General features: G+C 62.5%; 16 protein-coding genes. 8 read left to right on the plus strand and 8 right to left on the minus strand.

Annotated features, from left to right (window positions below; all coding sequences use genetic code 11):
- Positions 1 to 7 precede the first annotated feature (7 nt).
- Genes P9M14_01870 through recO form a run of 6 tightly spaced genes read left to right on the plus strand, consistent with a single transcriptional unit; the run spans position 8 to position 8947 of the window.
- Positions 8 to 775 (plus strand): ParA family protein, encoded by a 768-nt coding sequence (locus P9M14_01870; GenBank protein MDP8254474.1) that lies wholly within the window; start codon positions 8 to 10, stop codon positions 773 to 775.
- Positions 775 to 1767: a lysophospholipid acyltransferase family protein gene (locus P9M14_01875; protein MDP8254475.1), complete on the plus strand. Its 993-nt coding sequence runs from the start codon at positions 775 to 777 to the stop codon at positions 1765 to 1767. The genes P9M14_01870 and P9M14_01875 overlap by 1 nt, the downstream gene beginning before the upstream one ends.
- A complete protein-coding gene (gene glnD / locus P9M14_01880; GenBank protein MDP8254476.1) occupies positions 1768 to 4410 on the plus strand; it encodes a [protein-PII] uridylyltransferase in 2643 nt (880 codons plus the stop codon).
- Positions 4407 to 7355 carry a bifunctional [glutamate--ammonia ligase]-adenylyl-L-tyrosine phosphorylase/[glutamate--ammonia-ligase] adenylyltransferase gene (gene glnE, locus P9M14_01885; protein ID MDP8254477.1) on the plus strand — a complete coding sequence of 983 codons (2949 nt, stop codon included), beginning with the start codon at positions 4407 to 4409 and terminating at the stop codon, positions 7353 to 7355. Before glnD ends, glnE begins: the two co-directional genes overlap by 4 nt.
- Positions 7352 to 8131, plus strand: coding sequence for a CpsB/CapC family capsule biosynthesis tyrosine phosphatase (locus P9M14_01890; protein MDP8254478.1), 780 nt, complete (start codon positions 7352 to 7354; stop codon positions 8129 to 8131). The genes glnE and P9M14_01890 overlap by 4 nt, the downstream gene beginning before the upstream one ends.
- Before the next feature lie 3 nt (positions 8132 to 8134).
- Entirely contained in the window at positions 8135 to 8947 is an 813-nt protein-coding gene (recO, locus tag P9M14_01895) for a DNA repair protein RecO (protein MDP8254479.1), read from the plus strand.
- Here recO and P9M14_01900 read toward each other — a convergent pair.
- The 7 genes from P9M14_01900 to P9M14_01930 all read right to left on the minus strand — a co-directional run bounded on the left by P9M14_01900 (position 8868) and on the right by P9M14_01930 (position 16871).
- Positions 8868 to 11201, minus strand: coding sequence for a tetratricopeptide repeat protein (locus P9M14_01900; protein ID MDP8254480.1), 2334 nt, complete (start codon positions 11199 to 11201; stop codon positions 8868 to 8870). The two genes, recO and P9M14_01900, sit on opposite strands and share 80 nt — an antisense overlap.
- Positions 11202 to 11205: 4 nt before the next feature.
- Positions 11206 to 12462 carry a hypothetical protein gene (locus P9M14_01905; GenBank protein MDP8254481.1) on the minus strand — a complete coding sequence of 419 codons (1257 nt, stop codon included), beginning with the start codon at positions 12460 to 12462 and terminating at the stop codon, positions 11206 to 11208.
- A gap of 32 nt (positions 12463 to 12494) precedes the next feature.
- Positions 12495 to 13118 carry a hypothetical protein gene (locus tag P9M14_01910; protein MDP8254482.1) on the minus strand — a complete coding sequence of 208 codons (624 nt, stop codon included), beginning with the start codon at positions 13116 to 13118 and terminating at the stop codon, positions 12495 to 12497.
- Complete coding sequence (locus P9M14_01915) at positions 13118 to 13900, minus strand: AAA family ATPase (protein ID MDP8254483.1); 783 nt, start codon at positions 13898 to 13900, stop codon at positions 13118 to 13120. The genes P9M14_01910 and P9M14_01915 overlap by 1 nt, the downstream gene beginning before the upstream one ends.
- A 113-nt stretch (positions 13901 to 14013) precedes the next feature.
- Positions 14014 to 14466, minus strand: a complete 453-nt coding sequence (locus P9M14_01920) for an ASCH domain-containing protein (protein ID MDP8254484.1) — start codon at positions 14464 to 14466, stop codon at positions 14014 to 14016.
- Between the two features lie 96 nt (positions 14467 to 14562).
- On the minus strand, positions 14563 to 15666 hold the full coding sequence (locus P9M14_01925) for a hypothetical protein (GenBank protein MDP8254485.1): 1104 nt from the start codon (positions 15664 to 15666) through the stop codon (positions 14563 to 14565).
- Positions 15663 to 16871, minus strand: a complete 1209-nt coding sequence (locus P9M14_01930; GenBank protein ID MDP8254486.1) for a hypothetical protein — start codon at positions 16869 to 16871, stop codon at positions 15663 to 15665. The genes P9M14_01925 and P9M14_01930 overlap by 4 nt, the downstream gene beginning before the upstream one ends.
- A gap of 106 nt (positions 16872 to 16977) precedes the next feature.
- On the opposite strand from P9M14_01930, the gene P9M14_01935 reads away from it, so the two are divergent.
- Entirely contained in the window at positions 16978 to 18435 is a 1458-nt protein-coding gene (locus P9M14_01935) for a beta-galactosidase (protein ID MDP8254487.1), read from the plus strand.
- Between the two features lie 1402 nt (positions 18436 to 19837).
- Here P9M14_01935 and P9M14_01940 read toward each other — a convergent pair.
- Positions 19838 to 22024: a tetratricopeptide repeat protein gene (locus P9M14_01940; protein ID MDP8254488.1), complete on the minus strand. Its 2187-nt coding sequence runs from the start codon at positions 22022 to 22024 to the stop codon at positions 19838 to 19840.
- Between the two features lie 522 nt (positions 22025 to 22546).
- On the opposite strand from P9M14_01940, the gene P9M14_01945 reads away from it, so the two are divergent.
- Positions 22547 to 23219 (plus strand): hypothetical protein (locus P9M14_01945; GenBank protein ID MDP8254489.1); only part of this gene is annotated, 673 nt, incomplete at its 3' end.

The raw sequence follows: 23219 nt of genomic DNA on the forward strand, positions 1-23219 counted from the left end.
GGGGAGATTGCGAAAGATCGCTTTTGTCAACGAGAAGGGTGGAAGCTGTAAGACCACGCTGACGGTCAGCGTCGGCGCCTACCTCGCACTGTATAAGGGCGCGCGCGTGCTGTTGTGCGACCTGGACCCCCAGGGTCAGGTGGCCAAGAGCCTGGGGATCGATCCGCGCGGGCTGCCGCTGTCGATGACCGACCTGCTCAACGATCCGACGGTCAAACTGCGCGATGTGGTGCATCATAGCCGCATCGAGGGCCTGGACGTCGTGCCCTCGAACAAGACGTTGACCGATTTCAGCATCGAGGCGGCAAAACGCCAGGACCGTAACATGCGGCTCAAGGTGCAGATCGACCGTGTGCGCGGCTACGACTATGTGCTGTTCGACTCGCCGCCCTCCCTGGGCCTGCTGACGATGAACATCATGATGGCCACGCGCGAGATCGTGATTCCGGTCAACCTGACCTTCCTGGCCCTCGACGGCTGCGCCGAGATCGTCGATACGATGGAGGCGGTACGCAGCAACTACAACCGTCGCGAGCTGCGCGTCTCGCTGGTGGTCCCCACGCTCTACCGGCCCACGCGGCTGGCCAACGCGATCCTCGAAAAGCTCGGCGAGTACTTCGGCGATCGGCTTTCGCCAAACGTGATCGGCTTCAACGTGGCCATCGACGAAGCCCAGAGCCAGGGATTGACAATTTGGGAATACAGCCGGTCGAGCCGCGGCGCGCAGATGCTTGCGGCGCTGGCCGAGGAGATTGCCGCGATCAAGGCGGACTGATGGCACAGCACGAACAGCCGCAGAGCGCGACCGATCGCGCGGCCCAACTCGGTCTGGGCGAGAGCTTGGCCGGGCGGCTGGAGCATCGCTTGGCACAGCGCGAAGGGCGGCGCGGCGAGCCCGAGATCGAGCGTGATCTGTTGCAGCCGCTGGTGCAGTTTTTCAGTTCGCTGAGCAGCTCGCTTTCGTCCCGCAGCGACGACCCCGAACAGATCGGCCTGGTAGACGAGTTCGGTATGAACGAGGGCTGGCGGGCCCGGGTGCGACATTTCCTCGAGCTGCTCTACACGGCCTACTGGCGGGTCGAGGTCAGCGGCCTGGAGCACGTGCCCTCCGATGGGCGGGCGATGCTGGTTTCCAATCACTCCGGCGGGCTGCCGTTCGACGCGTTTATGATCTCGCACTGCATCGAGCGCGATCACCCGGCGCACCGCTCCGTGCGGCCGCTGATGGAGGACGTGTTCTCGACTCAGCCCTACTTTTCGATATTGATGTCGCGCTACGGCATGGTGCGCGCCTGTCAGGAGAACGGCCAACGACTGCTCGAGGCTGATCGGCTGATCTGCGTGTTTCCCGAGGGGGTTAAGGGCGTGACCAAGCGCTACCGCGACCGCTACCGCCTGCTGCGCTTCGGCCGCGGCGGATTCGTCAAGCTCGCGCGACGCACCGAGTCGATGATCGTGCCGGTCTCGGTGGTTGGCGCCGAGGAGATCTACCCGATCGTCGCCCGGCCCGATCGTATCTCCCGCCGACTGGGATTGAGTTTGCCGCCGGCCACGCTGACCTTCCCCTGGCTGGGCCCGCTGGGGCTGGTTCCGCTGCCGAGCAAGTGGTACATCGATTTCGGCAAGCCGATCGACGTGGCGCAGCTTGGCGTGCGCTCTGAGCACGACGACATAGCGATCAACAGCGTAAAAGAGCAGGTTCGCGCACGAATCCAGTGGCAGATTATCGAGCGACTCAAGCGCCGCGAATCGATCTGGAGAGGCTGATTGCGCGGCCCGGGCGCGGGAAGCGAACAGGTGAACGACGCGGCTGAGCCTCAACTCGCCCAAAGTCTCGCGCGCCATCGCGCTGCTCTCAAGCGCGCCCAACGCCGCGGCGACTCGGGCTTTGACACGGCCCGCGCCAACTGCGCGTTTTTCGACGAGTTGGTGCGCGGACTGTTCCAGCGCGCGCTGGAACAAGGCGAAGAGCACGATCCTCTGCCCGCGCTGATCGCCGTGGGCGGTTACGGCCGCGGCCTGCTCGCTCCGTACTCTGACATCGATCTGTTGTTTCTGTTTGCCGACGGCGCGGACGTCGAGGCCGGACGGCGATTGATCGAGCGCACGCTCTACCCGCTGTGGGATTTACGGCTCGACCTGGGCCACGCCGCGCGCACGATCGATGAACAGCTCGACCGCGCGATTCACGATCCCACGATTCTCACCGCGACCCTGGATTGCCGGGCGCTGGCCGGCGACGAGGCGTTGCCCGTCGAGCTGGGACGCAGGCTCGATGCGGCGATCGCTTCGGGCCGGGTCGCGGGGCCGGTCTCGCGCCGCGTCGAACCCGGGGCCGGGGAGTATCCGGTGAGCTCGGTCACCGTACTGGAGCCCAACGTCAAGGAGAGCCCCGGCGCACTGCGCGACTTCCAGCTTGCCCTGTGGAACGCTCGGGTCTGCCTCGGGGTGTCCGACCTCGCCGGGCTGGTCCAGATCGATGTGCTCAGCCAACTCGACGTGACGATACTCAACGCCTCGATCGATTTTTTACTCAAGCTGCGCTGCGAGCTGCACCTGCTCGCCGGACGCCGTGCGGACGTGCTGTCGATCGAGATGCAGCGCGAGGTGGCCGGCAACCTGGGCTTCGGCGCCAAGTCCGAGCGCCAATTGATCGAGGATTTGCTGCGCGAGTATTACCTGCACGCCCGCCGCGTCTACGACCTGCTGCGCCGCGTCAACCGGCGCTGTGCGCGTCCTCGGGCTGACGCGGCTCAATTTTCGCGTACGATCGAGCCCGGGCTGCTCTACACATCCGAGGGCGTGGAACCGGCGTCGGCCGACGATTTGCGCCGTGACCCGGTTCTGCTGATGCGCACAATGGCTCACGTTGCGATCGAGGGCAGACGGTTTTCCGAGCGCGGTCGCGCGTTGCTGCGCGAGGCCGCCGATTTGATCGACGAGGATTTTCGTTCGGGGCGCGAACAGGCCAAGACGTTTATCGAGTTGCTGCACGGCGATCACGCCGCTCTGGCGTTGCGCCAGATGCACGAGCTGAGGCTGTTGGGCCGCTACCTGCCGGAGTTTGAGGCGCTCAACTGCCTGCCGCAGTACGACATCCACCATCGGTTCACGGTGGACGAGCACACGCTGCTGACGATCCACTTCCTCGAACAGCTCGGCGGCGAGACGCCGGACGAGCTGCGGCGACTGGCCGGAGTCTACCGTCGGCTCAAGCGGCCGGAGGTGCTCAAGCTGGCGCTGCTGCTGCACGACATGGGCAAGGCCGGCGGTCCGGGGCACGTCGAACGCTCGCTGCGGTTGATGGCGCCGGTGTTGCATCGCTTGGGCGTGGACGAGGACGATGCGCGCAGCCTGGAGTTTCTGGTGCGCAATCACACGGCGATGAGCACCCTGGCGCAGCTGCGCGACATCCACGACCCTAAGCTGCTTCGGCGTTTCGCCGGCACCGTGGGCGGAGCCGAACCGCTGGCCATGCTCTATCTGCTGACCTACGCGGACATGCGAGCGGTGGGCCCGGGAATTTGGAGCTCGTGGAAGGGCTCGCTGCTCGAGGAGCTGTACAACCGCACCCGCGACCTGCTCGATCCCGGGGCCGACCAGCGCGATGAGGACCTGCGCGAGCAGCTCGAGTACGAGGTCTCGGCACGGGTCGCCGGAAGGCCGTTCGCCGCGCGGCTGCAGAACTACTTCGCGCACATGCCCGAGAACAGCCTGCGCTGGCTCAGCCCGGCGCGCGCTGTGCGCCATCTCAAGGTGCTCACCGGCCTATCAAAGGCCAAGCCGGTGTCGGTCGGCGTGTTCGAAGAGCCTTCCCTGGGCGTGCTCGAGCTGGTGGTGGCTACCCGCGACCGCCGCGGCCTGCTGTGGCGCATCGCCGGGGCTTGCACCGAGCTCGACGTCAACATCCTCGGCGCCCAAGTCTTCACCCGCTCCGACACGGTGGCGATCGACACTTTGCAGCTCGAGCCGCCGAGCGAAGATCCTGAGACCGGGCTGCCGCTGCTCCCGCCATTCGAGCTCCAGACGCGCCTGGCCGACAGGCTCGAGCGATTATTCACCGGCGACGATCTGCCGCAACAGATCGAGTGTAAGCACAGTCCCACACGCCGCAGCCGCGAGATGAGCCGTCGCGTGCCGGTCAAGGTCAGCGGCTCCAACGACGAGTCGGTCAGCCACAGCCTGATCCAGGTCCAGGACTTGGACCGATTGGGTCTGCTCTACGACGTGACGCGTACGATCTTTAAGAACGGCGCCAACGTCTACCTGGCCAAGGTAAACACCGAGGCCGGGCGCGCGGTGGACGCGTTCTACGTCGACAGCGAGGGGAGCAAGCTCTCAGCCGCGAAGCTCGATGAGCTGTGCAGCCGGATTCGCGATGTGCTGACCCGGGCACAGGAGCGGCAGTGAGCGAGATCCTCGGCCCCGCAGGCTGGCCGCTTCCGGCGCGCGTGGCCGCGGTTGCGGCCTGTTCCGGCTCGGTCGATTCGCAGGCGGCGGCACTGGGCTTCATGCGCCTGGCCGAGCTGCGGCCGCAGCCGGTGGACGAGGCTGCGATGCCCGACTTGGCGCTGATCTTCGGCGCCAGTCCGTTTCTTGGCGAGCTGCTGCTCAGCGACGACGAGCTGCTTGACGCTCTGTGTCGCGGCGGGCTGAACGCGGCGCTGCCCGACGCGCGACAAATCGATGCGCGACTTGCGGGCTGTGGCGATGCCGAGCAGTTGCGCCTGGTCCGCTCGCGTCTGCTGTTCACGATCGCCCTTAGCGACCTGGCGCGCCGTGCGGACACTCCGCGGGTGCTACTTGCTCTGTCCGACTTGGCCGACTGCGTGTGCCAGCGAGCCTGGGAGCTGGCCTGCGAGGGCCTGGACGTGCAGCGCTTCGATAACGACGAGGGCCAAGGCGGCTGGGCCTTTTGCACCCTGGCCATGGGCAAGCTCGGTGCGCGCGAGCTTAACTTCTCGTCGGACATCGATCTGGTGTTCGTACACTCCGGCGAGCCGGCAGGTGGAGCCGACGACCGGGTCGCGGGCGGGCACGAGCTGGCTGCGGCCGTGGCCAGACGGATGATCAAGCTGATGACAGCGCCGGGGCGAGGCGGCGCGCTGTATCGCGTTGATTTGCGGCTGCGGCCGATGGGCCGCAGCGGCGACGTGGTGACCAGCCTGCGCGCGGCCGAGGTCTACTACGAGTCGTGGGGCGAGACCTGGGAGCGCCAGGCGTTGCTGCGCGCGCGGCCCTGCGCCGGGAACATCGAGTTGGGATACGAGCTGCTGGAGCTGCTGCGGCCGTTCGTGTTTCGCCGCTACCTCGATCATCAGTCGTTGGAGGCAGTGGCCCGCATCAAGGAGCGGATGGAGGCCGAACTGGGCGCCGCGGCGCGTCAGGGCGACGACGTCAAGCTCTCGCCCGGCGGGATCCGCGAGCTGGAGTTCATCGTCCAGAGCCTACAGCTGATCCACGGCGGCCGCGACAAGTCGTTGCGCACAACCTCGACCCTTGATGCGCTCGAGGCTGCGACCCGTAGCGGGCACATCGAGGCTGATCGAGCACAGCGTCTACGCGATAGCTACCTGTTCCTGCGTGAGCTGGAAAACCGTTTACAGATGCACGGCAACCTACAGACCCAACTGCTGCCCCACGACCAACGCCGCATGGCGGCGCTGGCGCGGCTGATGGGGATCGCGCAAACCGACGATATCCGCGCGGCGCAACAGCTTCGACAGCGTTACGACGAGATACGCCATGGAGTGCGCGAGATCTACGAACAGGTGGTCCCGGCGCGGGCCACGCGCAGCTCCACGCACTCGATGCCCCTGGGCGGGCCGGAGTGGGCAGCGCGCAAGGGCACGATCCAACGTTTGGACGAGGCCGGGTTCGCCGACCCCAAGGCCGCCTATGCCGCGTTGATCAGCATCCGCGAGGATCCGTCCGAGCCCGAGAGATCGGCCACTCGCGAGCTTTTCGCGCGCCTGGCGCCGGAGCTCGTGGCGCGCGCCGCGCAGACCCCGGACCCGGACGCGGCGCTGATGCGCATGGAGCGCTTCGTGCGCGCGCGCGGCAACCGCTCGTCGCTGTTCAAGCGGCTGTGGTCGCGGCAGCGCGAGATCGAGCTGCTGCTGCGCGCCCTGGGCGGGTCGGCCTACATGGCCGGGATTCTAATCGCCCATCCCGAGCTGAGCTCCCAAGTGCTGCGGCCCGACGCGGTGTTGCTGCCGCGCGGGCTCAAGGCGGCCCGCTCATCGGTGGACGCGTTTCTGGAGGGCACGCGCGATCCTATGGAGCGTGCGGCGGAGCTGGCCCGCTCCAGACGCGCCAACGAGCTGGCGATCGGTTTACGCGACATGCTGCAGGCTGCGGACGTGCGCCGGATCTGCTCCGAGCTCTCCGACCTGGCTCAGGCCTGCTGCGAAGTCTGCCTCGACCTGGCGCGTAAGCGGGTTTCCGCGCGGCACGACGTGGAGCCGGGCGATTTGGGTGGCTTCGCTGTGCTGGCCCTGGGCAGCCTGGGCCCGCGCGAGCTGACGTTCAACGCCGACCTCGACCTGCTGTTTTGCTTCCAGGATGTGGAGTACGACGACCAGGGGATCAGGCAACGCACCGCGCTGACCAGGCTGGCCGAGACGCTGATCGTCTTGCTCGCCGGTTCGCGTACGGCCGGTCCGATCTATCGCATCGACGCCCGGCTGCGACCCGACGGCGGCCAGGGAGCCATCGCCATGCCAGCCAGCGCTACGGCCAATTATTTTCGCACGCGCGCCGCTCCCTTCGAGCGCCAGGCGTTGCTGCGCATGCGGCTGCTGGCAGGCGACGCGGCAGTGGCCGAGCCGCTGCTGCGCGCGCGCGACGAGCTGCTGTTCTCGGGGCCGGCCGCGCGCGATGACCTGCAGCAGTGCGCGCAGATCCGCGAGCGCTATTTCTCGCAGATCGACGGTCCGCCGCAACTCGAGCTGAAGTTCGGGCCCGGCGGCCTGCTCGACGTGGAGTTCGGCGTGCAACTGCTGGCCCTGGCCCACGGCTATGATCACCAGGGGCTGCGCAGCGGCGCGACTCTGACGATCATCAACGCCGCGGCGCGCGCCGGGTTGATCCAATCTAAGTCCGCGGCAGCGCTACGCCTGGGATGGCTGACGCTCAAGGCGGTGGAGAACAAGCTGCGGCTGACCTACGAACGTCCGCGCAGCACCATGCCCCAGCCGGGAACGGCCGAGGCCGCGTTCCTCGGTCGGCTGCTCGATTGGCCTGAGCCCGGGCCGTTCTACGAGTACCTCGATCGCGTGCGGCGCGACGTGGAAACGGCTTACCTCGAACTGCTCTCGGGCCTGGGCATCGAGATCGAACGGGGAGATCGATGATCTGGGGCAGGCGCAAGGCGCAGCGCGAGACGCACGAGCAGCAGTCCCAGCCGCTGAGCGGGATGATCGATCTGCACGCCCATCTGCTGCTGGGCAAGGACGACGGCGCGGCTGACGTCGCGGAGGTGGCGCAGATTTTAACCACAGCGCGCGAGGCCGGGTTCCTGTTGGTGACCGCCACTCCGCACCTGATGGCCCAGGGCAGCTTGGTCGGACGCAAGGATACCCTCGAGGCCTTTGAGCAGCTCAAGGGCGATCCGGCCCTGGCCGGGCTGGGCGCGATGCTCGTTCCAGGCGCCGAGAACTACATGGACGAGGCGTTTTTCGACAATCTCGAGCGCGGCGATCTGTTGCCGCTAGGCGGCGTGGGACGGCGTCACCTGCTGGTCGAGGTGCCGATGGTCGGCATGCCGCCGTTTATGGCGCAGGCCGCCTTCCGTATTCGAGTCAAGGGCTGGGTACCTTTGCTGGCGCACCCCGAGCGCTACGTCGCCGTGATCGAGAGGCCGGGACTGCTGTACGAGCTACGCGAGATGGGTTACATGCTGCAGGGCAACCTCTCGAGCCTGGCCGGGATTCACGGCCGCAGCGTGAAGCGTACCCTCGAGCAGTGTCTGGCAGAGGGGCTGATCGACTGCCTGGCCTCGGATGTGCACACGGCGCGCCGCGCGGAGACGATCTACGGCCGCGGGATCGCACGCTGCTGCGAGCTGCTGGGCCGCGACCAGGCGCTGCGGCTGCTCAAGACCGTGCCCTCGCAGATCCTCGAGGAGTAACTCGTGGCCGGCGAGATCAAGCGCGGGCCGGCGATCGTGCTCCGGCAATATCCAATCGGCGAGTCCGACCGGCTGCTGGTGCTGCTCACGCGCGAGTGGGGCAAGCTGCGCGTGCTGGCCAAGGGCATGCGTCGCAGCCGCAAGCGCGGGCTGGCGAGCCTGGACCTGCTGAGCCTGGCCGACGTCGAGCTGGCCGGGTCGCGTCGTAGCGACTGGTTGCGATTGTCCGGGGGCAGGGTGATCGAGCCGTTCTGGCCGCTGAGCGCCGATCCGTTGCGGCTGTGCCTGGCGTTCTGCCTGGTCGAGGAGATCGACCTGCTGATCGAGGACGATACGCCGGTGCCCGACAAGTTCGAGTTGCTGCTGGTCACGCTGGGCGAACTGGCCGCGGGCCGTGGAGTCGATATGCTGCGCGTCTCCGAACTCAAGCTGCTGGCGCTCTCCGGCCTGCTGCCGCTGATGGAGCGCTGTCCGCGCTGCGGCGTGGATCCGCTGAAGCGCGAGGGCACGGCGCGCTACTCGTTCAGCGCCCAGGCCGCGTTCTGCGCGCGTTGCGCCGGAACCAACCGCACCAATCCGGCGCTGTCGCAAGGCTCATTACGTGCGATTCGCGCGGCTGCGATGCAGCCCATCGAGAGCCTGCCGCGGATGAGTCTGACCGACGCCACCGCCGCGGAACTCGACGCGCTGGTGCCGCGGATGATCGAGTATCATCTCGGGCGCAAACTGCGCGGACTCAGGGTGTTGGCGCAGCTGCGAGCGGGCCGGGAGCCAGCAGCTCGGGACGTTCCAGCGCCAGGCGGCAGATCCCAATAAGTTCCAGGGTCCAGGCACGCAACCCTTCAGGCAGGTCCTGCGCGAGCAGCGCTTCGTACGCCTCGACGGCGTGCTCGTAGCGGCCCAGCTGCACCCGGCAGCCGCCGAGCATGATCAGCGCCTCGCGCCGTAGGGCCTGGTCCGGGATCGCGCCCCAGGCCGCCTGGTCGAGCAGCGGCTGGGCAAGGTCGTATGAGCCGTTGGAGTACAGCCGGCGGCCGTAGAGGTAGCTGATCAGCGGGTCGCCGGGATCGATCGAGCTTGCAACGGACAGCCGTCGCATTGCGGATGCCGTGCTCTGATGGATCACCAGGTAGGCCATCAGCTCGTCGCGCGTGGGCGAATCCAGGGCGTGCAGCCGGACATAGGCCGCGCGGTCGCGGGAGGGCGAGAGGTGACGCTGGTACACGCCCTGGTACAGCTCGCGCGCCGCGCGCAAATCGCCCAACCGGTAGAATATGTCGCCCAGATCGAGCTCGAGCGACGAGCGGGTTAGCGCGGTCTGGCCCGGGGTCTCGATCGCCTCTTCCAGGGCACGCCGCGCGCCCGACAGATCCCCAGCGCCGGCCAGCGCCCCGGCCAATCCTCGCAACGCCGATCGGTCCCCGGGCGATAGCTCCAAAGCTTGCACGAAGATCTCGCGGGCGCGGGTGAACCGACTGTGCTTCAGGGCCGAGCGCCCCAGTCCGAGCAGCCGTGCCCGCTCGCGGCCGCAGCTGGTCTCGAACAGCCCCTTGCGTTTGAAGCGCACCTGGGCCGCGGGCAGCACGCGCGGGTCGCCTGGATATGCGTCGATGAACTCGAGCCACTGCTGCGCCAGCTCGTCCAGGTCGGCCCCTGCCTCCTGCTCGAAATCGCCCCAGGCGTAGAGCTTGCGCACGCGCTCGATGCCGATGCGGTCGATCAGCCAGCCGACGAAGCTGCCCGCGGTGATGTAGGCCCGCGAGCCCTGGATCGGGAAGAAGCCGGTGGTCGACATCACCCGTCGCGGGTCCGGCAGCAGCTCCAGCTCGCGCATGGCCCAGGCCCAGTCGTGTTCGAGGAACTCGCCGGAGTAGCCCTCGCAGGCCTCGGCCAAGCCCTCGGTCAGGCCGTGGTTGATCGAGAATCCGAGCAGCGGCATGCCGATCGGGCCCGAGAGCACGTGCAGTAGCTCGTGCTTGAGCACCGGGTGCGGGAACGGTTCGTAGTTGATGTGCTGCATCCGGCCCGCGATGTCCGCGTAGCTGGTGCCCGCCGCGCCCATCAGCCGCTTTTTTTGCTGGGGCGAGGCGTAGATGAAGCTGGTGACCTTGTGCGGGTAGTCGATGCCCAGAAACTCGATGTCCTGTTGGTAGCGATACTCGTGTTCGAGGATCAGCCGTGTGATCTCGCGTTCGACCCGCGAGTCGCGGGGATAGATGTAGACGAAGTGCGCGGACTCGGCGCGTCCGCCCAACGTGCGCTCGATGTACGCGCGGTCGATGCCGATGCCCAACTCGCCGCGATAGACCTGGCCGGTGATGATCGCCGATAGGCAGACCGCGATCAGTCCCAGTTCCAGGCCGCGTAGGTTCTGCGCCAGCCAGCCGGCGTGGCGTAGCGCGTTGTGGCGTAGCCGGACCAGCATTCGCGCAGAGCTCAGCAGCAGCACGGCCCAGCACAGGTCTAGCCCGCGGCTGATAAGCAGCGGCGCCTTGATGGTGACCACAGAATCGTAGATCGGGCCGGGGAAGTAGCCGAACACCGGGTTGTAGAACATGGTTACCGGCTCGCTGACAAAGCGGTAGACGCTGTAGAGCAACACGCCGAGCACCAGCAGGGCCGCGGCCAGCGCGCCTTTTTTGCGGCCGGGCACCACGATGGCAGTAACGAACGCCATGGCCGGGACGGTGATCGCCGAGATCAACGGCAGCAGCAGATGCCATTGCAGCCAGATCGTCAGGTTGCACGCCGGGTGGAAGATGGTGGAGGCCCAGGTGACCAGCCCGCCGAACAAGGCCAGGTAGATTGTTCCGCCCAGGGCCTCGGTGGCGTCCTGATCAAACGCCGCGGGTGCGTAATTCGTATCGCGCAGCCGCAGCCAGCCGTGGAAGCGCCGGTTGGCAACGCGCACCGACCAAAGCGTGCCGGCCAGGGCGATGATCAACGTTTGGGCCAGGGCGTTCTCAAACCCCGGGTCGGCCAGCAGCGGCACCCAGGCCAGTCCCGCAACCCCGGCCGCGACGAGCAGCGCCAGTGCGATGTAAAACGGGTCGCGCAGCGGTTTGAACACGGCGCTAGTCTGTATCCGATTCGGGGTCGCTTGCGAAGTCCGCAAACTGTGCGGCCTCGGCCAGCGCCTGTTCGCGGTCAACGGGTTTGCTCAGCGCGGCGGCGTTGCCCTCGCTGGGCCGCACCTGCTGCGCCTGCTCCACAAACAACCGCGTGGGAGCCTGCGGCGCGCGGCCCACGCGCACCATCCGCGTGTGGATCAATGCCAGCAGCAGCGCTTTTTTCAGCGTCTCGGGATCGACGCTGGCCCCCAGAATTTGTTTCAGGCTCGTGGCGCCGTCGATCATCGTGCACAGCAGCAGTTGGTCGCGCGACAGCGCCAGGTCGGCCAGGGAGTAGGGCGCAAACTCGTTGGGCACTAGGTACGAATCGGCCGCAGGCAGCTCGTCGTCCAGCCGTTGCTCGCCGTAGCCCAGCAGCAGCCCGAACAGCGCCAGCCGCGGGGTTGGGATCTTCAGCCGCAGTCCGGCCTGGCGCTCGCGCCGGTTGCGGTCGAAGCTCAGGTCGCACGCGCTCCAGGTGAACAGCGAGAACACGATCTGCGCGAAGGTCTCCTGCAGCTCGGAGCGCAATTGCTCGGGCTGCAGCACGCCCAGCGCGATCAACGATTCGCCCAGCGGCTCGTTGCTGCGTTCGGAGCGGCGCACCGCTTGCAACAGCAGCGACTCGTCGAGCCTGCCGCGGGCCAGCAGCTGGTTGCCCAGCTTGTCGGCCATCAACTCCGAGCGGGCGCTGGTGACCATTCCGGCTGTGAACTGCAATCCCTTGACCGTGTTGTGACCGCGGAAGGTCAGCTCGCCCTCGAACCCCAGGGTGTCGGCGGCGGCCAGCAGGCGCGCCATGCGCAGGCGTTTTAAATTGATCTCGGCCACCTCGGGATCGGGACTTGCGCCCGGTCCGACCAGCCGGTCCAGGGCGGCCAGCAGCGCCTCGGCGCGCGTGGGGAATCCCAGCGACGCGTCGGCGTGCTCGTCCCCGGATCGGTCGCTGGAGTAGGGGCTGAGGGTGTTGATTGCCACCAGCGGCGCGTCGAGTCCCAGCTCGCGCAGCACCTGGGGCGCTTGAGCGTTGAATGAGCCGGATTCTCCGCGTTCGACCACCACTAGTTGCGGTGCGGCGCGCGCCACGCACTCGAGCCCCGCGCTGTCGGTGGCGATCAAGGGCTCGTAGCCGGACTGCTTGAGTAAGAAGTACAGCAGGGCCGCGGTCTCGGCTTGAGGCTGCACCAAACAGATCCGCGGCCCGCCCGATTGTTTATCCATGGGGCGAGCTTAGGCTTAGATCACGGCGCGGATCAAGCGAAGATGATTACCAGCGAGGCGAACAGGAACGCACCCTTGATCAGCAGCGAGCCGATGTTGGTCTCGTCGTCGGCCAGGCTGCCCAGGAATTTGAAGGTTCCGGGGTACAGCGGATCTTTCTCGTCGGCGTAGGTTCCCTCGTCGTACAGCCGCAGGATGTTCGAAATTTTGACCTGTAATCCGAGTAGGTCCTGCAGCCGTTTGCGGTTGACCTCGATCAGCTTGCTGCCGCTGGAGGCCGCCATGAACACGCCTGCGATCAGCAGCACCTTGAACACCAAGCGCCAGAACCAGCCCGCAACGCCCCACGGCCCGCCGAAGGCGATAACCGCCAGCAGCGCCAGCGCGCCGCACAGGGCGCAACAGAGGATCATCGCGCGCTCCTCGCGGGCGCGACGATAGAGCACCTCCTCGTTGTGGGCGAGGAACAGCATTTTGAGCACGCTGAACTGGGGAATATCCAGTGCGTCGGCCTGTGCCGCTACGGCCGGATCAGCCTTGACGCTTTTAGCAGCCGTTTTTTGGGCGGCGGTCTTCTTGGCCGCTGCCTTTTTGGCGCCGGCCTTTTTCTTGGGTGCGGTCGATTCGAAGATATCGTCGAGCTTCTTGTCTGACATCATTTACTCCCGGCAAGTCTTTGAAGCACCTCGTCGGTCAGGGCGGTGAAATCCTCGGTCCCCCTGCCGGACTTGGAGCGCTCGTATTCGAAGATCGTCTGGTGCTCCAACGGAGCGGCTTTGTGCTTGGTGTTGATGCGGATCATGGTTTGGAAAACCGCGTCGCCGAAACGTTCGCGGATCGTGTGTTCCACCTTGTGGGTGATCGTCTCGCGCCGGTCGTACTGGGTCAGCAGGTAACCCAGTACCTCGAGCTCCGAGTTGAGCTTGGAGCGTATTTTATCGACGGTCTGCAGGAAGTACTTGAGCCCCAGCAGCGGCAGCACCTCGCAGCTCACCGGCACCAGCACTTGGTTGGCGGCGACCAGCGCGTTGACGTTGAGCAGACCCAGGTAGGGGCCGGTGTCGATCAGTATCAGGTCGTAGCCTTTGATCCGCTCGGAATCCAGTGAGTTTTTCAGGAAGCTCTCGCGGCCCATCAGCGGAGCGAGGTTGAGATCGGCGTTGGCCAGGCTCTCGCCCGCGGGCGCCAGGTCGATATGCTCCAGGGCGGTCTGGACGATTACACCGTCGAGCGGGTTCTCGGCCATCAACGCCTCGAAGATTCCGTCCTCATCCTCCTCGAGATGGTGGTAGAGCACGTGGGTCAGGTGGCCCTGGGGATCCAGGTCGAGCAGCAGCACCCGCTTGCCCCTGCGGCCCAGTCCGGCGGCGAGGTTGACGGCGGTTGTGGTTTTACCCACGCCACCCTTCTGATTAGAGACGGCGATTATCGGTTGCATCGGTTTTTCCCGAGATTTCGGGGTTTCCAGCACGGAACCTTTAAAGCTGGGATTTCTCTAGCTATCACAGCGCCGGGGCGCTCGTCAACTTATCCGGGATTGCTGCCGCGCTATTACTCGTGTTCGGGCAGGAACTCGTCGCAAAAGCCCTCGGGCGGCTCCCACATCCAGATTCCCATGTTGCCCTGGGCGCGCACCGGCTCGCTGAACGCGCGGGGGTCGCACAGCATCCAGCCGTGATGATCCGGCGTCCACCATTCGAGTAGCGGGTCGCCGCGGTCGCGCTTACCCAGGTTCACCAGATCGCCGGGCGGGATCGTTCCCTTGTCGATCATTACCGTGCCGATCACCGCTCCGCGCGGCATCGGGTTAGGCAGCTTGGCGATGTACGGCTTGACCCACGGCTGATCCAGCGCCTCAAGCTCGAGCATCCCGCCGGCGTGGATCGCGATCCGCTTGCCCATGTATTTGGCGGGGGGCGGCCAGGAGCGGTTCTCGATAATTTTGAATCCCGCGATAATCAGCGATGCCCAGGGTTGGCGTACTGTGAGGGTCGGAATCGCCATTTATCGAGCGCGCTCCTGTTTAGATATCTCACCCCAATCCATCCACGGTGTGCGCGGTCGGTGGTGGGATAATGGACCTTTCGCGCTAACTATTTATCAGCCTTTTAAGTGTTCGTCAAAGAATTGAAAGATCTGATCCATCTCGCCGTAGAAACCATAGGGCGACTGATAGATCGGCGTCAGGCAGCTTTCCGGCTCGTTGATCAGCTCGTGATAGGGGTAGAGCGCCGGCGCGGTCTCATCCTGGAGCAGGCCGTTGTCAACGGCGTAGTACTCTCCGAAGCAGTCCGAGACATAGGCTTTGAAGCCCGGCTCGTGGCGCACCAGCAGGTTGCCGGCCACCGAGCCGCCCGAGTGGCCGATCAGCCCGATGCCGTCGTTGTCGACCTGCTCGAGGTATTGCAGGTACTTCAGCCCCAGCAGCGCTTCGTAACCGCGTACGCCGATCAAGGTAAAGCCGCCTTGCAGCATGCTGCGCGTGACCAGATCCTCGGATTGGCCGCCGGCCATTGCCCGCGAGGCGAGCATCAGGATCGCGTAGCCGTGGTCGGGGTACGATGCGCCGCCGTAATCGTCGCGAAAGACCGCGGGCGCGTCGTTGTGTCCGTGCAGCGCCAGCACTGCGGGAAACGGCTCGTCCTTGTATTTGGGAATCAGCAGGATCGCCTTGAACGTGCCCACGTAGGGGTCGGCCAGCAGCAGCTCGCGCTCGTAGTAGCGCGCGGTTTGGTCGCGGCGGATCACCGTGACGTACAGCGGACGCTGGTTGATCCCCTGGCGCAGGAACCCGACGTTGGCCTGCTCGACGATCAGCTCCCCCAGCTCTTGCCCGGGCGGAAGCTGGTCGAGCACATCGACCTGGCCCAGCTCGATCTGTTCAAGCTGTTGATCGAGCTCCTCGGAGCTGACCGGCGCACCGTGTTCCGCCGCGATCTGCACGAAGGTCAGGTAGTCGTCCACGCAGGTGTGCTGCTCGATGCAATCCCAGTCCGCGTCCAGATCCTCATCCTCGAACACGCAGTATTGGTTGGGACACTGGACCTCGTCGTCGTCTCCGCTGTCGTCGTCGTCGTCATTCGAATCGTCGTCGTCTGTTGACGCGCCGCGCGACCCGCTGTCGTCGGCCTGATCCGCGCACCCGGCGCACAGCACAATGCCCAGCGCCAGCACGATCAGCGGCAGCAACAGCGCGCCTCTCACTGCAGCTGCTCGCTGAAAAAGGAAAGGATTTCGTCCATGAAATCCTGATAGCCGTAGGGCGAGGACAAAACAGGCGTGGCGTTGGTGTCCAGGTCGTTGACCAGCTCGTAGTACGGCCAGAGGCCCGGCGTGTCCTCGTCCAGCATCTGGCCGGTCCACTTGTCGAACACGTAGTACTCGCCACTGCAGTCCGAAACAAAGGCGCTGAAGCCCGGCTCGTGACGCACGGTGAGGTTGGATGCCACCGAGCCGCCGGAGTGACCGATCAGCCCGATGCTCTGGGCGCGTACCTGGGGCAGGTATTGCAAATAGCGCAACCCGAGCAGGGTCTCGTAGGAGCGCACGCCAAGGAAGGTCAGGCCGTTAAGTTGCAACTCCCAGCTGGTCCAAGTTTCGTAGAGTCCCGCGCCGTTGGAGCGCATGCTGAGCATCAGGATTGCGAATCCCGCGCCGGGGTAGAGCCGTCCGTAATGCTCGTCGCGGAAGACCTCGGCGTTTTCACTGTGACCGTGGATCGCCACGATTCCCGGAAACGGACCCTCCCCCTTGGGCAGCAGCAAAATGCCTTGGGCTTGGCCGATGTATGGATCGTCGAACAGCAGCTCTTGCTCATAATAGGTAATGCTTTCCGACTCGCGGATCAGCGTCACCACCAGCGGGCGCTGGTTGATCCCCTGTTTGAGGAAGCCGATGTTCAGCTCGTCGACGATCAGCTCGGCGAACTGGGCCGCGGTCAGCGGGTCGTGCACCAGCGGCACATTGCCGCGATCAATGGCCATGTGCCGCTCCCACAGCTCATCGGGGGTTATCGGTCGATGGTGCTCAGTGGTGAGCTCGATGAACTCGAAGTAGTCCTCGGCGCACGAGGACGGGTCATGGCATGTCCACTGCGCGCCCAGGTCGGTGCGTTCGATCACGCAGTAGGGGTTGGTGCACTCTAGGTCGTCGTCATCATCATCATCGTCGTCGTCGTCGTCGTCATCATCATCATCGTCGAGATCGTCATCGTCGTTGATATCGTCGTCATCATCATCGTCGTCGTCGTCGACATCGTCGTCGTCGGACCAAGGGGAATCGTCATCCGCCGCACCGCGCGGACTGGCTCCATCGTCCTGATCCGCGCAACCGGCGATTGTGCAGAGGAGTATGCACAGCGCGCACATCAGCACGCGGCTTAGCGGGGAATCAGCGATCGTAGCGATCATCACCATTATCGCGCATTATACATGTTAATCTTGCGTCCTCAGTTCCCAGGGCCACTTGTTTGATCGGCTTGGGTCGATGTATTACCATTCCCGCTGGAAACAAGGCATGTACCCTCGAAGTTACAACTACTCGCTATTGCTCGTATTCGTGGCACTGGCGCTGCTTGCGACCACGGCCGTATCTGCCGACCAGGGGTTTTTCTCGGTCGAGCAGCGCGACGGCCGCTGGTGGTTCATCGATCCTGACGGCGAGATCTTCATCTCCACCGGCGTCAACCTGATCAACCCCGGCGGGCACTACGCTCCGGCCCTGGGTTACAGCCCGTACCAGCGCAACATCATCGAGCTTTACGGCTCGGAGCAGGCCTGGGCCGCGGTGACCCTGGAGCGCATGGAGCAGTGGGGCCTGAACACGTTGGGCGGCTGGAGCAAGGCCGCGCTGTTTCCGGATACGCCCTACACCAACGTGCTCTACCTCTCCGGCGCCAACTGGGAAAGCGGCGTTGTGCCCGACTACTTCTCCGAGGAGTTTCTCGACCGCGTGGAGCAGATCTGCTCGAGCACCGTGGCTGCTGGGGCCGACGATCCGCTGCTGCTGGGTTGGTTCATCGACAATGAGATGCGCTGGGGCGCTGATTGGCGCGTGCTGCGCGACCTGTTCGCCGACTACTATGCCTTTGATCAGGACGCGCCGGGCAAGGCCGCGCTGGTGGAGTTTCTGCGCGGGCGCTACAACAACGAGATCGAGGCTTTCAACGCCGCCTGGGGCACGCGGCACGCGAGCTTTGACGCGCTGTATGGCGAGACCCGCACCAGCGCCATGCCCGCCAATCAGGCCCAGGCCGCGGACCGCGAAGCGTTCCTGGCGCTGCTCGCCGAGCAGTTTTTCAGTACGGTGGAGCAGGGGATCCGCGAGTACGATCAGCAGCATCTGATCCTCGGTTCGCGCCTGGTCTCGTGGGTCACACCGCGGGTGGTGCTCGAGGCTGCGACGCGGCACTGCGACGTGCTTTCGATCAATCACTACCGCGTCTGGCCGACCGTCGCGGACCTGCTGCGCACCCTGCAGCGCGAGCTGAACTACGTGGGCGTGGACGACGAATCGACCCTCTCCGAGTACTTTGACGAGGCGGGCCTGCCGATCTTGGTCAGCGAGTTTTCGATGCGCGGCATGGACGCGGGCCTGCCCAACACCTGGCCGCCCAACGTGCTGTTCATCACCGCCGATACCCAGCAGCAGCGCGCTTACCTGTTCGAGCAGATGGCGCGCACCTGGCTCGAGGGCGGGTACGTGATCGGCTATCACTGGTTCGACTGGATGGACGAGCCGGTCTCCGGCCGCTTTGACGGCGAGAACTCCAACTTCGGCCTGGTCACCGAGCTGGACGAGCCCTACGAGCTGCTGACCGCCACCATGGCCGCGGTCAACGCCACGGCCTACGACTGGGAGCCGCCCGCACCCGACGACGACGATGATGTGGCCGACGACGATGATGACGACGACAGCGGTGACGACGATGTGGCAGGCGATGACGACGACGACGATTCGGGGTGCTGCGGGTAAACGCCGCTGATCGTAAATCATGTGGTTTTTCAAGCCGAGTAGGGCGCTTTAGTAAGAAATTACTTTACATCTGTGATTTGCCTAAAAATCGATGATTAATGTTGTTAATCAAGTGGTTGAAGGCTATTGCATAATATATTGCATGAGGGTTTGCATACGAATTGTGATTTCAAATCACAGATTTCGTATAGGTTACGAAGCGCGTATAGTTGTTGATATTACTTGGTAATCGCGATTTGGCTCCATACGATGTTCATATAATGTTTTTCCCTGCCGCGTAAGGTCTTGATTAATCAGGGTAATCTTGAAACCGCACGCATACGATAATCTTTCGAAAAAAACCGCGATTTCGCTGTAATTCCGCCTAAGTACGATAGGGCTTAGTTGATCGCATAGGTTCTGTTTTTGCAGGTCTGTAAGTTGCTGAATCTAATGGGAAATAATCGCATGGAAAATTTAGCAAAACATTATGTCAACTACACTCCTAGCCCCGTAGTTACTCCAACCACCATGGTCTATTAAGTTGTTAAAGAGCACCTTTATATTTTACCAGGGGGCGGCGCTGTGTGTCAAATGTTATTAGACAAGGCTGGTGAAATTTGGCGTTATAACGTAGATTCTTCGCTTCGCTCAGAATGACAAACGGCGGACGATGTGCAGCGTTATATCGCAATGATATCATAGGTAAACCGTCATCCTGAGTCCCTTGGACGAAGGATCTACGTGCGCACGTGGAATTTGTTGTGAATTGTCGCTTGGTGGTTGCAGGACGTGGATTCTTCACTTCGTTCAGAATGACAGCCCGCGCGCGACTTACAGCGTTATATCGTGTTGATATCGTACGCCATTTGTCATCCTGAGGCCCAGGGCCGAAGGATCTACGTGCGCACGGTGGATTTGTCTATAATGGACGATTGGTGGTTGTAGAAAGTAGATTCTTCACTTCGTTCAGGGTGACAGCCCGCGCGCGACTGATAGCGTTATATAGCAATGATATCAATCGACAAGCTGTCATCCTGAGTCCCTTGGCCGAAGGATCTACGTGCGCACGTGTAATTTGTTGTGAATTGGCGCTTGGTGGTTGTAGGACGTAGATTCTTCACTTCGTTCAGAATGACAGTTTGCGGGCGACTGACAGCGTTATATCGCATTGATATCATACGATAAATCGTCATCCTGAGTCCCTTGGACGAAGGATCTACGTGCGCACGTGGAATTTGTCTATAATTGGCGCAGAGTGGTTGTAGGGCGTAGATTCTTCACTTCGTTCAGAATGACAGCCCGCGCGCGACTGACAGCGTTATATACCATTGATATCAAACGATAAACCGTCATCCTGAGGCCCTGGGCCGAAGGATCTACGTACGGATGGTGAATTTGTTGTGAACTGGCGTAAAACGCCCTACACCTTGCCGCGCAGACGGTCGAGGTTGCGGCGCGCGATCTTGATCTCGGGCTTGGCGCCGATGCGCTCGAAGATCTCCAGGGCCTGCTGCATAAGCTCAATGGCTTGCGGGATGTCGCCCTGTTCCTCGTGGACCGAGCCGATCTGGTGGAGGTCAATAGCCACACCAGGCAGATCGCCAATTTCTTTTCTAATAGAAAGACTAAGCTCGTGTTGTTTTAAAGATTCAGTCAATGAACCCTGATCCATGTAGACAATACCGATTTGGCTAATAACGGCCGCCTGCTCCTTTTTCGCGCCCAACTCATCGAATATCTCTTGCGCCTGCTGGTATTGCTCCAGGGCGGCGGCCAAATCGCCGCGCACTTGGTTAACTACTCCAATATTATGTAAAGTTTGGGCGATGCCCGCTTTATCTCCTAGTTCTTTCTTGATCTCGAGGCTCTGCTGGTATTGCTCCAGGGCCGCAGTGTAATCACCTCTTGCACGATGGATCATGCCGATCTGGTGGAGGGCCATACCAACTCCTGCCTTGTCGTGGATCTCGCGCTTGATTTTGATGCTCTGCTGGTATTGCTCCAGGGCGGCGTCCAAATCGCCGCGATTCTGATGGATCATGCCAATCTGGTGGAGGACGGCGGCTGTATTCCGTTGATCTGATGCTGCTTTCAAAATATCTAAGCTCTTAAAATATAATGCCAATGCTTCTATATACTGCCCTGTTTGCTGATAGAGAATACCAAGATTTAATAATGCAACGCCCCCTTCTTTCCCCAAGCTGCGCGCGCCGCGGACCAGGTCGGGAAGCATCTGCTGGACCGAGACCAGCCAATCTGTGGGCACGATGCCCTGCTTTTGTGCGATGTAATCCGAGAGCATATCCGCATAGGCCCCGAGGAGCTGAAGCTGTTGTGCCTTGGCCTCGGGTTCGAGCTTGCGTTGCAAGGTCTGGCGGATCAGGGAGTGGAAGGCGTAGGTTTTAACAGCGGGATAGCGGGCAACAGGTCCGTGTTCCAGCAGGCTACGCTGGTGCAATGAGAAAAGCAGTTTGTTGGCATATTCGGTCTGAAGCTGGTCGTCCTCTTTAAACTCAGCCAAGAACTCCCCGGCCTCGGCCACGAACTCGCCCTTGAAAACCGAACAGGCCCGCAGCATGCGTAGCTCGTCCGGCGGCAGGTTGCGCAGGCTGAGATCGAGTGACTCGTCAAGGCTGCGCTGGTTCTGTTCCTCGGTCTCGACCCTCGCCTGGGGAAGCAGGTCCAGCACCTGGTCCACTGCCTTCTGGGCATCAAGAGGCGACTTGGAGAGAAAACCACCGATCAGCCTGCACGACAACGGATGGTCGGCCAGCTTGGCCGCAATGCTGTCCATCTGCTCGTCGCTGTATTCCTGCTGGCGATCACCCAGGGCGGAGCAGAGGATGTCGATGGCGGTCTGCCTTTCAGGACTTACGACCTTGATTGTCTTTTCATCATCCAGACCGACCGGATGTCTGCGCGAGGTGAACATCAGCACGGTGCTCTTGCCGATGCGCGAGAGGAAATCCTTCAGGGCGATTGCGGCCTGGTCCTTGTTGTCAATTGCATGCAGCACGGTCTCAAAGTTGTCCAGGATCAGCAGGCGGCGGCCATTAGATAAGTTGTTCAACACCTCTGATTTAAGCTCGTCCCCGGATAGCTTCTCGATGGCATCCTTGCCCAGGAGCCGTTTGCCGATCTGGTTGAGGAAATTTTGCAGGGTTGTGTCGGTCTTGAAGCTGAAGCCCCAGACAGCGTCGAAGCGGTCCTTGACCCGCTCGGCCGCCTTGCACGCGAGCACGGACTTGCCGATGCCGCCCATGCCCAGCAGGGTGAGCACGCGGGTGCCCTGAGCAATTTCATCGGCTATTTGCCTGATTTCCTGTCGCCGACCATGGAAAGTCGAAGGTGTGTAAATTGAGGAAAGGTCTATATCAGTAGTTGCTTTAACTTCGCCTTCTTCTTCCGGCAAGGCATTGTCTTTCGTCCCCTCCGGCACGGTTGTATGGCGATAAAGGAATCGTAGAAGAATAATGGTTGCTACAATTAGCGCCCCTGATATTAAATAGCTATCTAGCCATTGATGAACGAAAAAGACCAGAGCGAGACAAGCGACCAATAGGGCAAAAAACATAATCGAATCATTTCGAGACCAGCCCTTAAACACAACACCCCTCCAGACTTTCCAATTGTCATAATATACATTCCCCGTATGGTCAAGTCATTCTGTGGGAAAGCAAAAGGTTTTCCGGGGACAGTATTAGGATCTCCAGGGCCGTTATTTAGATTTTGGTGACAAGAATAATGCGTTACTAGGGATCGCTCTAAATTGACAGATACTGTCCCCGAATCCGAGGACAAGCAGGCGGGAGTCGGTGCTGATACGTGCGCGGTGTGGCAATAGGAAGTAGATTCTTCACTTCGTTCAGAATGACGTACTGCGGACGACTTACGGCGTTATATATCGTTGATATCGAACGATAATATGTCATCCCGAACTCGTTTCGGGATCTCTATTGACCGAGATGCTGAAACAAGTCCAGCATGACAAAAAGACCGGGCCGAAGGATCTACGTGCGGATGGTGAATTTGGTGTGAATTGGCTGACAATAATTAGGTATGGTGACCCCCTAACTCCCAGTTTTTGGGGTTCACGTCACTCAGGGCGCCTGCTTGCTTCTCGCTATTGTTGGGCAAACGTGCGAAGATTCTATTGCACCGAGATAATCAGAGTTCCGTCCTTTTTTTGTCTCAAAAATCCTTGTATGTGGAGATTTGTGTTTTTGGCCAAGACGGACCGCCGAATGCGGTACAGGACGGGATTTTCATGCTGAAACTAGGAGTAATCGGAACATCCAAAAAGGAAAACGAGAGGCGCGTACCTCTCCATCCGGATCATTTGTCGCGTATCCCAGAGAATGTTCGCCGGCAACTGATATTCGAACAGGGCTATGGGGAACCGTTCGGGATATCGGATTCAGACCTTGCGTCTCAGGTGGGCGGCATCGCAACACGTAGCGAGCTCTTGGCCGACCTGGGAGTGGTTGTCCTCCCCAAGCCAAAGGTGGAAGACCTCAAGACCCTCCGAAAAGGCGGCATCCTTTGGGGGTGGACACATTGCGTACAGCAGCGAGCTTTGACTCAGGTGGCGATCGAGCGAAAGCAGACTCTCATTGCGTTCGAGGAGATGTTCGTCTGGGGGCCTGATGGGCACGTCGGCCTCCACACCTTCTACAAGAATAATGAGTTCGCCGGCTATTGTGGTGTGCTGCATGCTCTTCAATTGAAGGGGATCGACGGGAATTATGGCGACCAGCGCAAGACGATCATCGTCAGCTTTGGTGCGGTAAGTAGGGGGGCTA

Origin of the sequence: Candidatus Alcyoniella australis (assembly GCA_030765605.1) — a bacterium.
In the GTDB taxonomy this organism is placed as follows: Bacteria; Lernaellota; Lernaellaia; order JAVCCG01; family Alcyoniellaceae; genus Alcyoniella; species Alcyoniella australis.

Excerpts from the sequence above, each read along its gene's own strand:
- P9M14_01930 (MDP8254486.1), bottom strand. The coding sequence starts at position 16,871 with ATGATCGCTACGATCGCTGATTCCCCGCTAAGCCGCGTGCTGATGTGC.
- P9M14_01920 (MDP8254484.1), bottom strand. The coding sequence starts at position 14,466 with ATGGCGATTCCGACCCTCACAGTACGCCAACCCTGGGCATCGCTGATT.
- P9M14_01910 (MDP8254482.1), bottom strand. The coding sequence starts at position 13,118 with ATGTCAGACAAGAAGCTCGACGATATCTTCGAATCGACCGCACCCAAG.
- P9M14_01905 (MDP8254481.1), bottom strand. The coding sequence starts at position 12,462 with ATGGATAAACAATCGGGCGGGCCGCGGATCTGTTTGGTGCAGCCTCAA.
- P9M14_01915 (MDP8254483.1), bottom strand. The coding sequence starts at position 13,900 with ATGCAACCGATAATCGCCGTCTCTAATCAGAAGGGTGGCGTGGGTAAA.
- P9M14_01875 (MDP8254475.1), top strand. The coding sequence starts at position 775 with ATGGCACAGCACGAACAGCCGCAGAGCGCGACCGATCGCGCGGCCCAA.
- P9M14_01935 (MDP8254487.1), top strand. The coding sequence starts at position 16,978 with ATGTACCCTCGAAGTTACAACTACTCGCTATTGCTCGTATTCGTGGCA.
- P9M14_01890 (MDP8254478.1), top strand. The coding sequence starts at position 7,352 with ATGATCTGGGGCAGGCGCAAGGCGCAGCGCGAGACGCACGAGCAGCAG.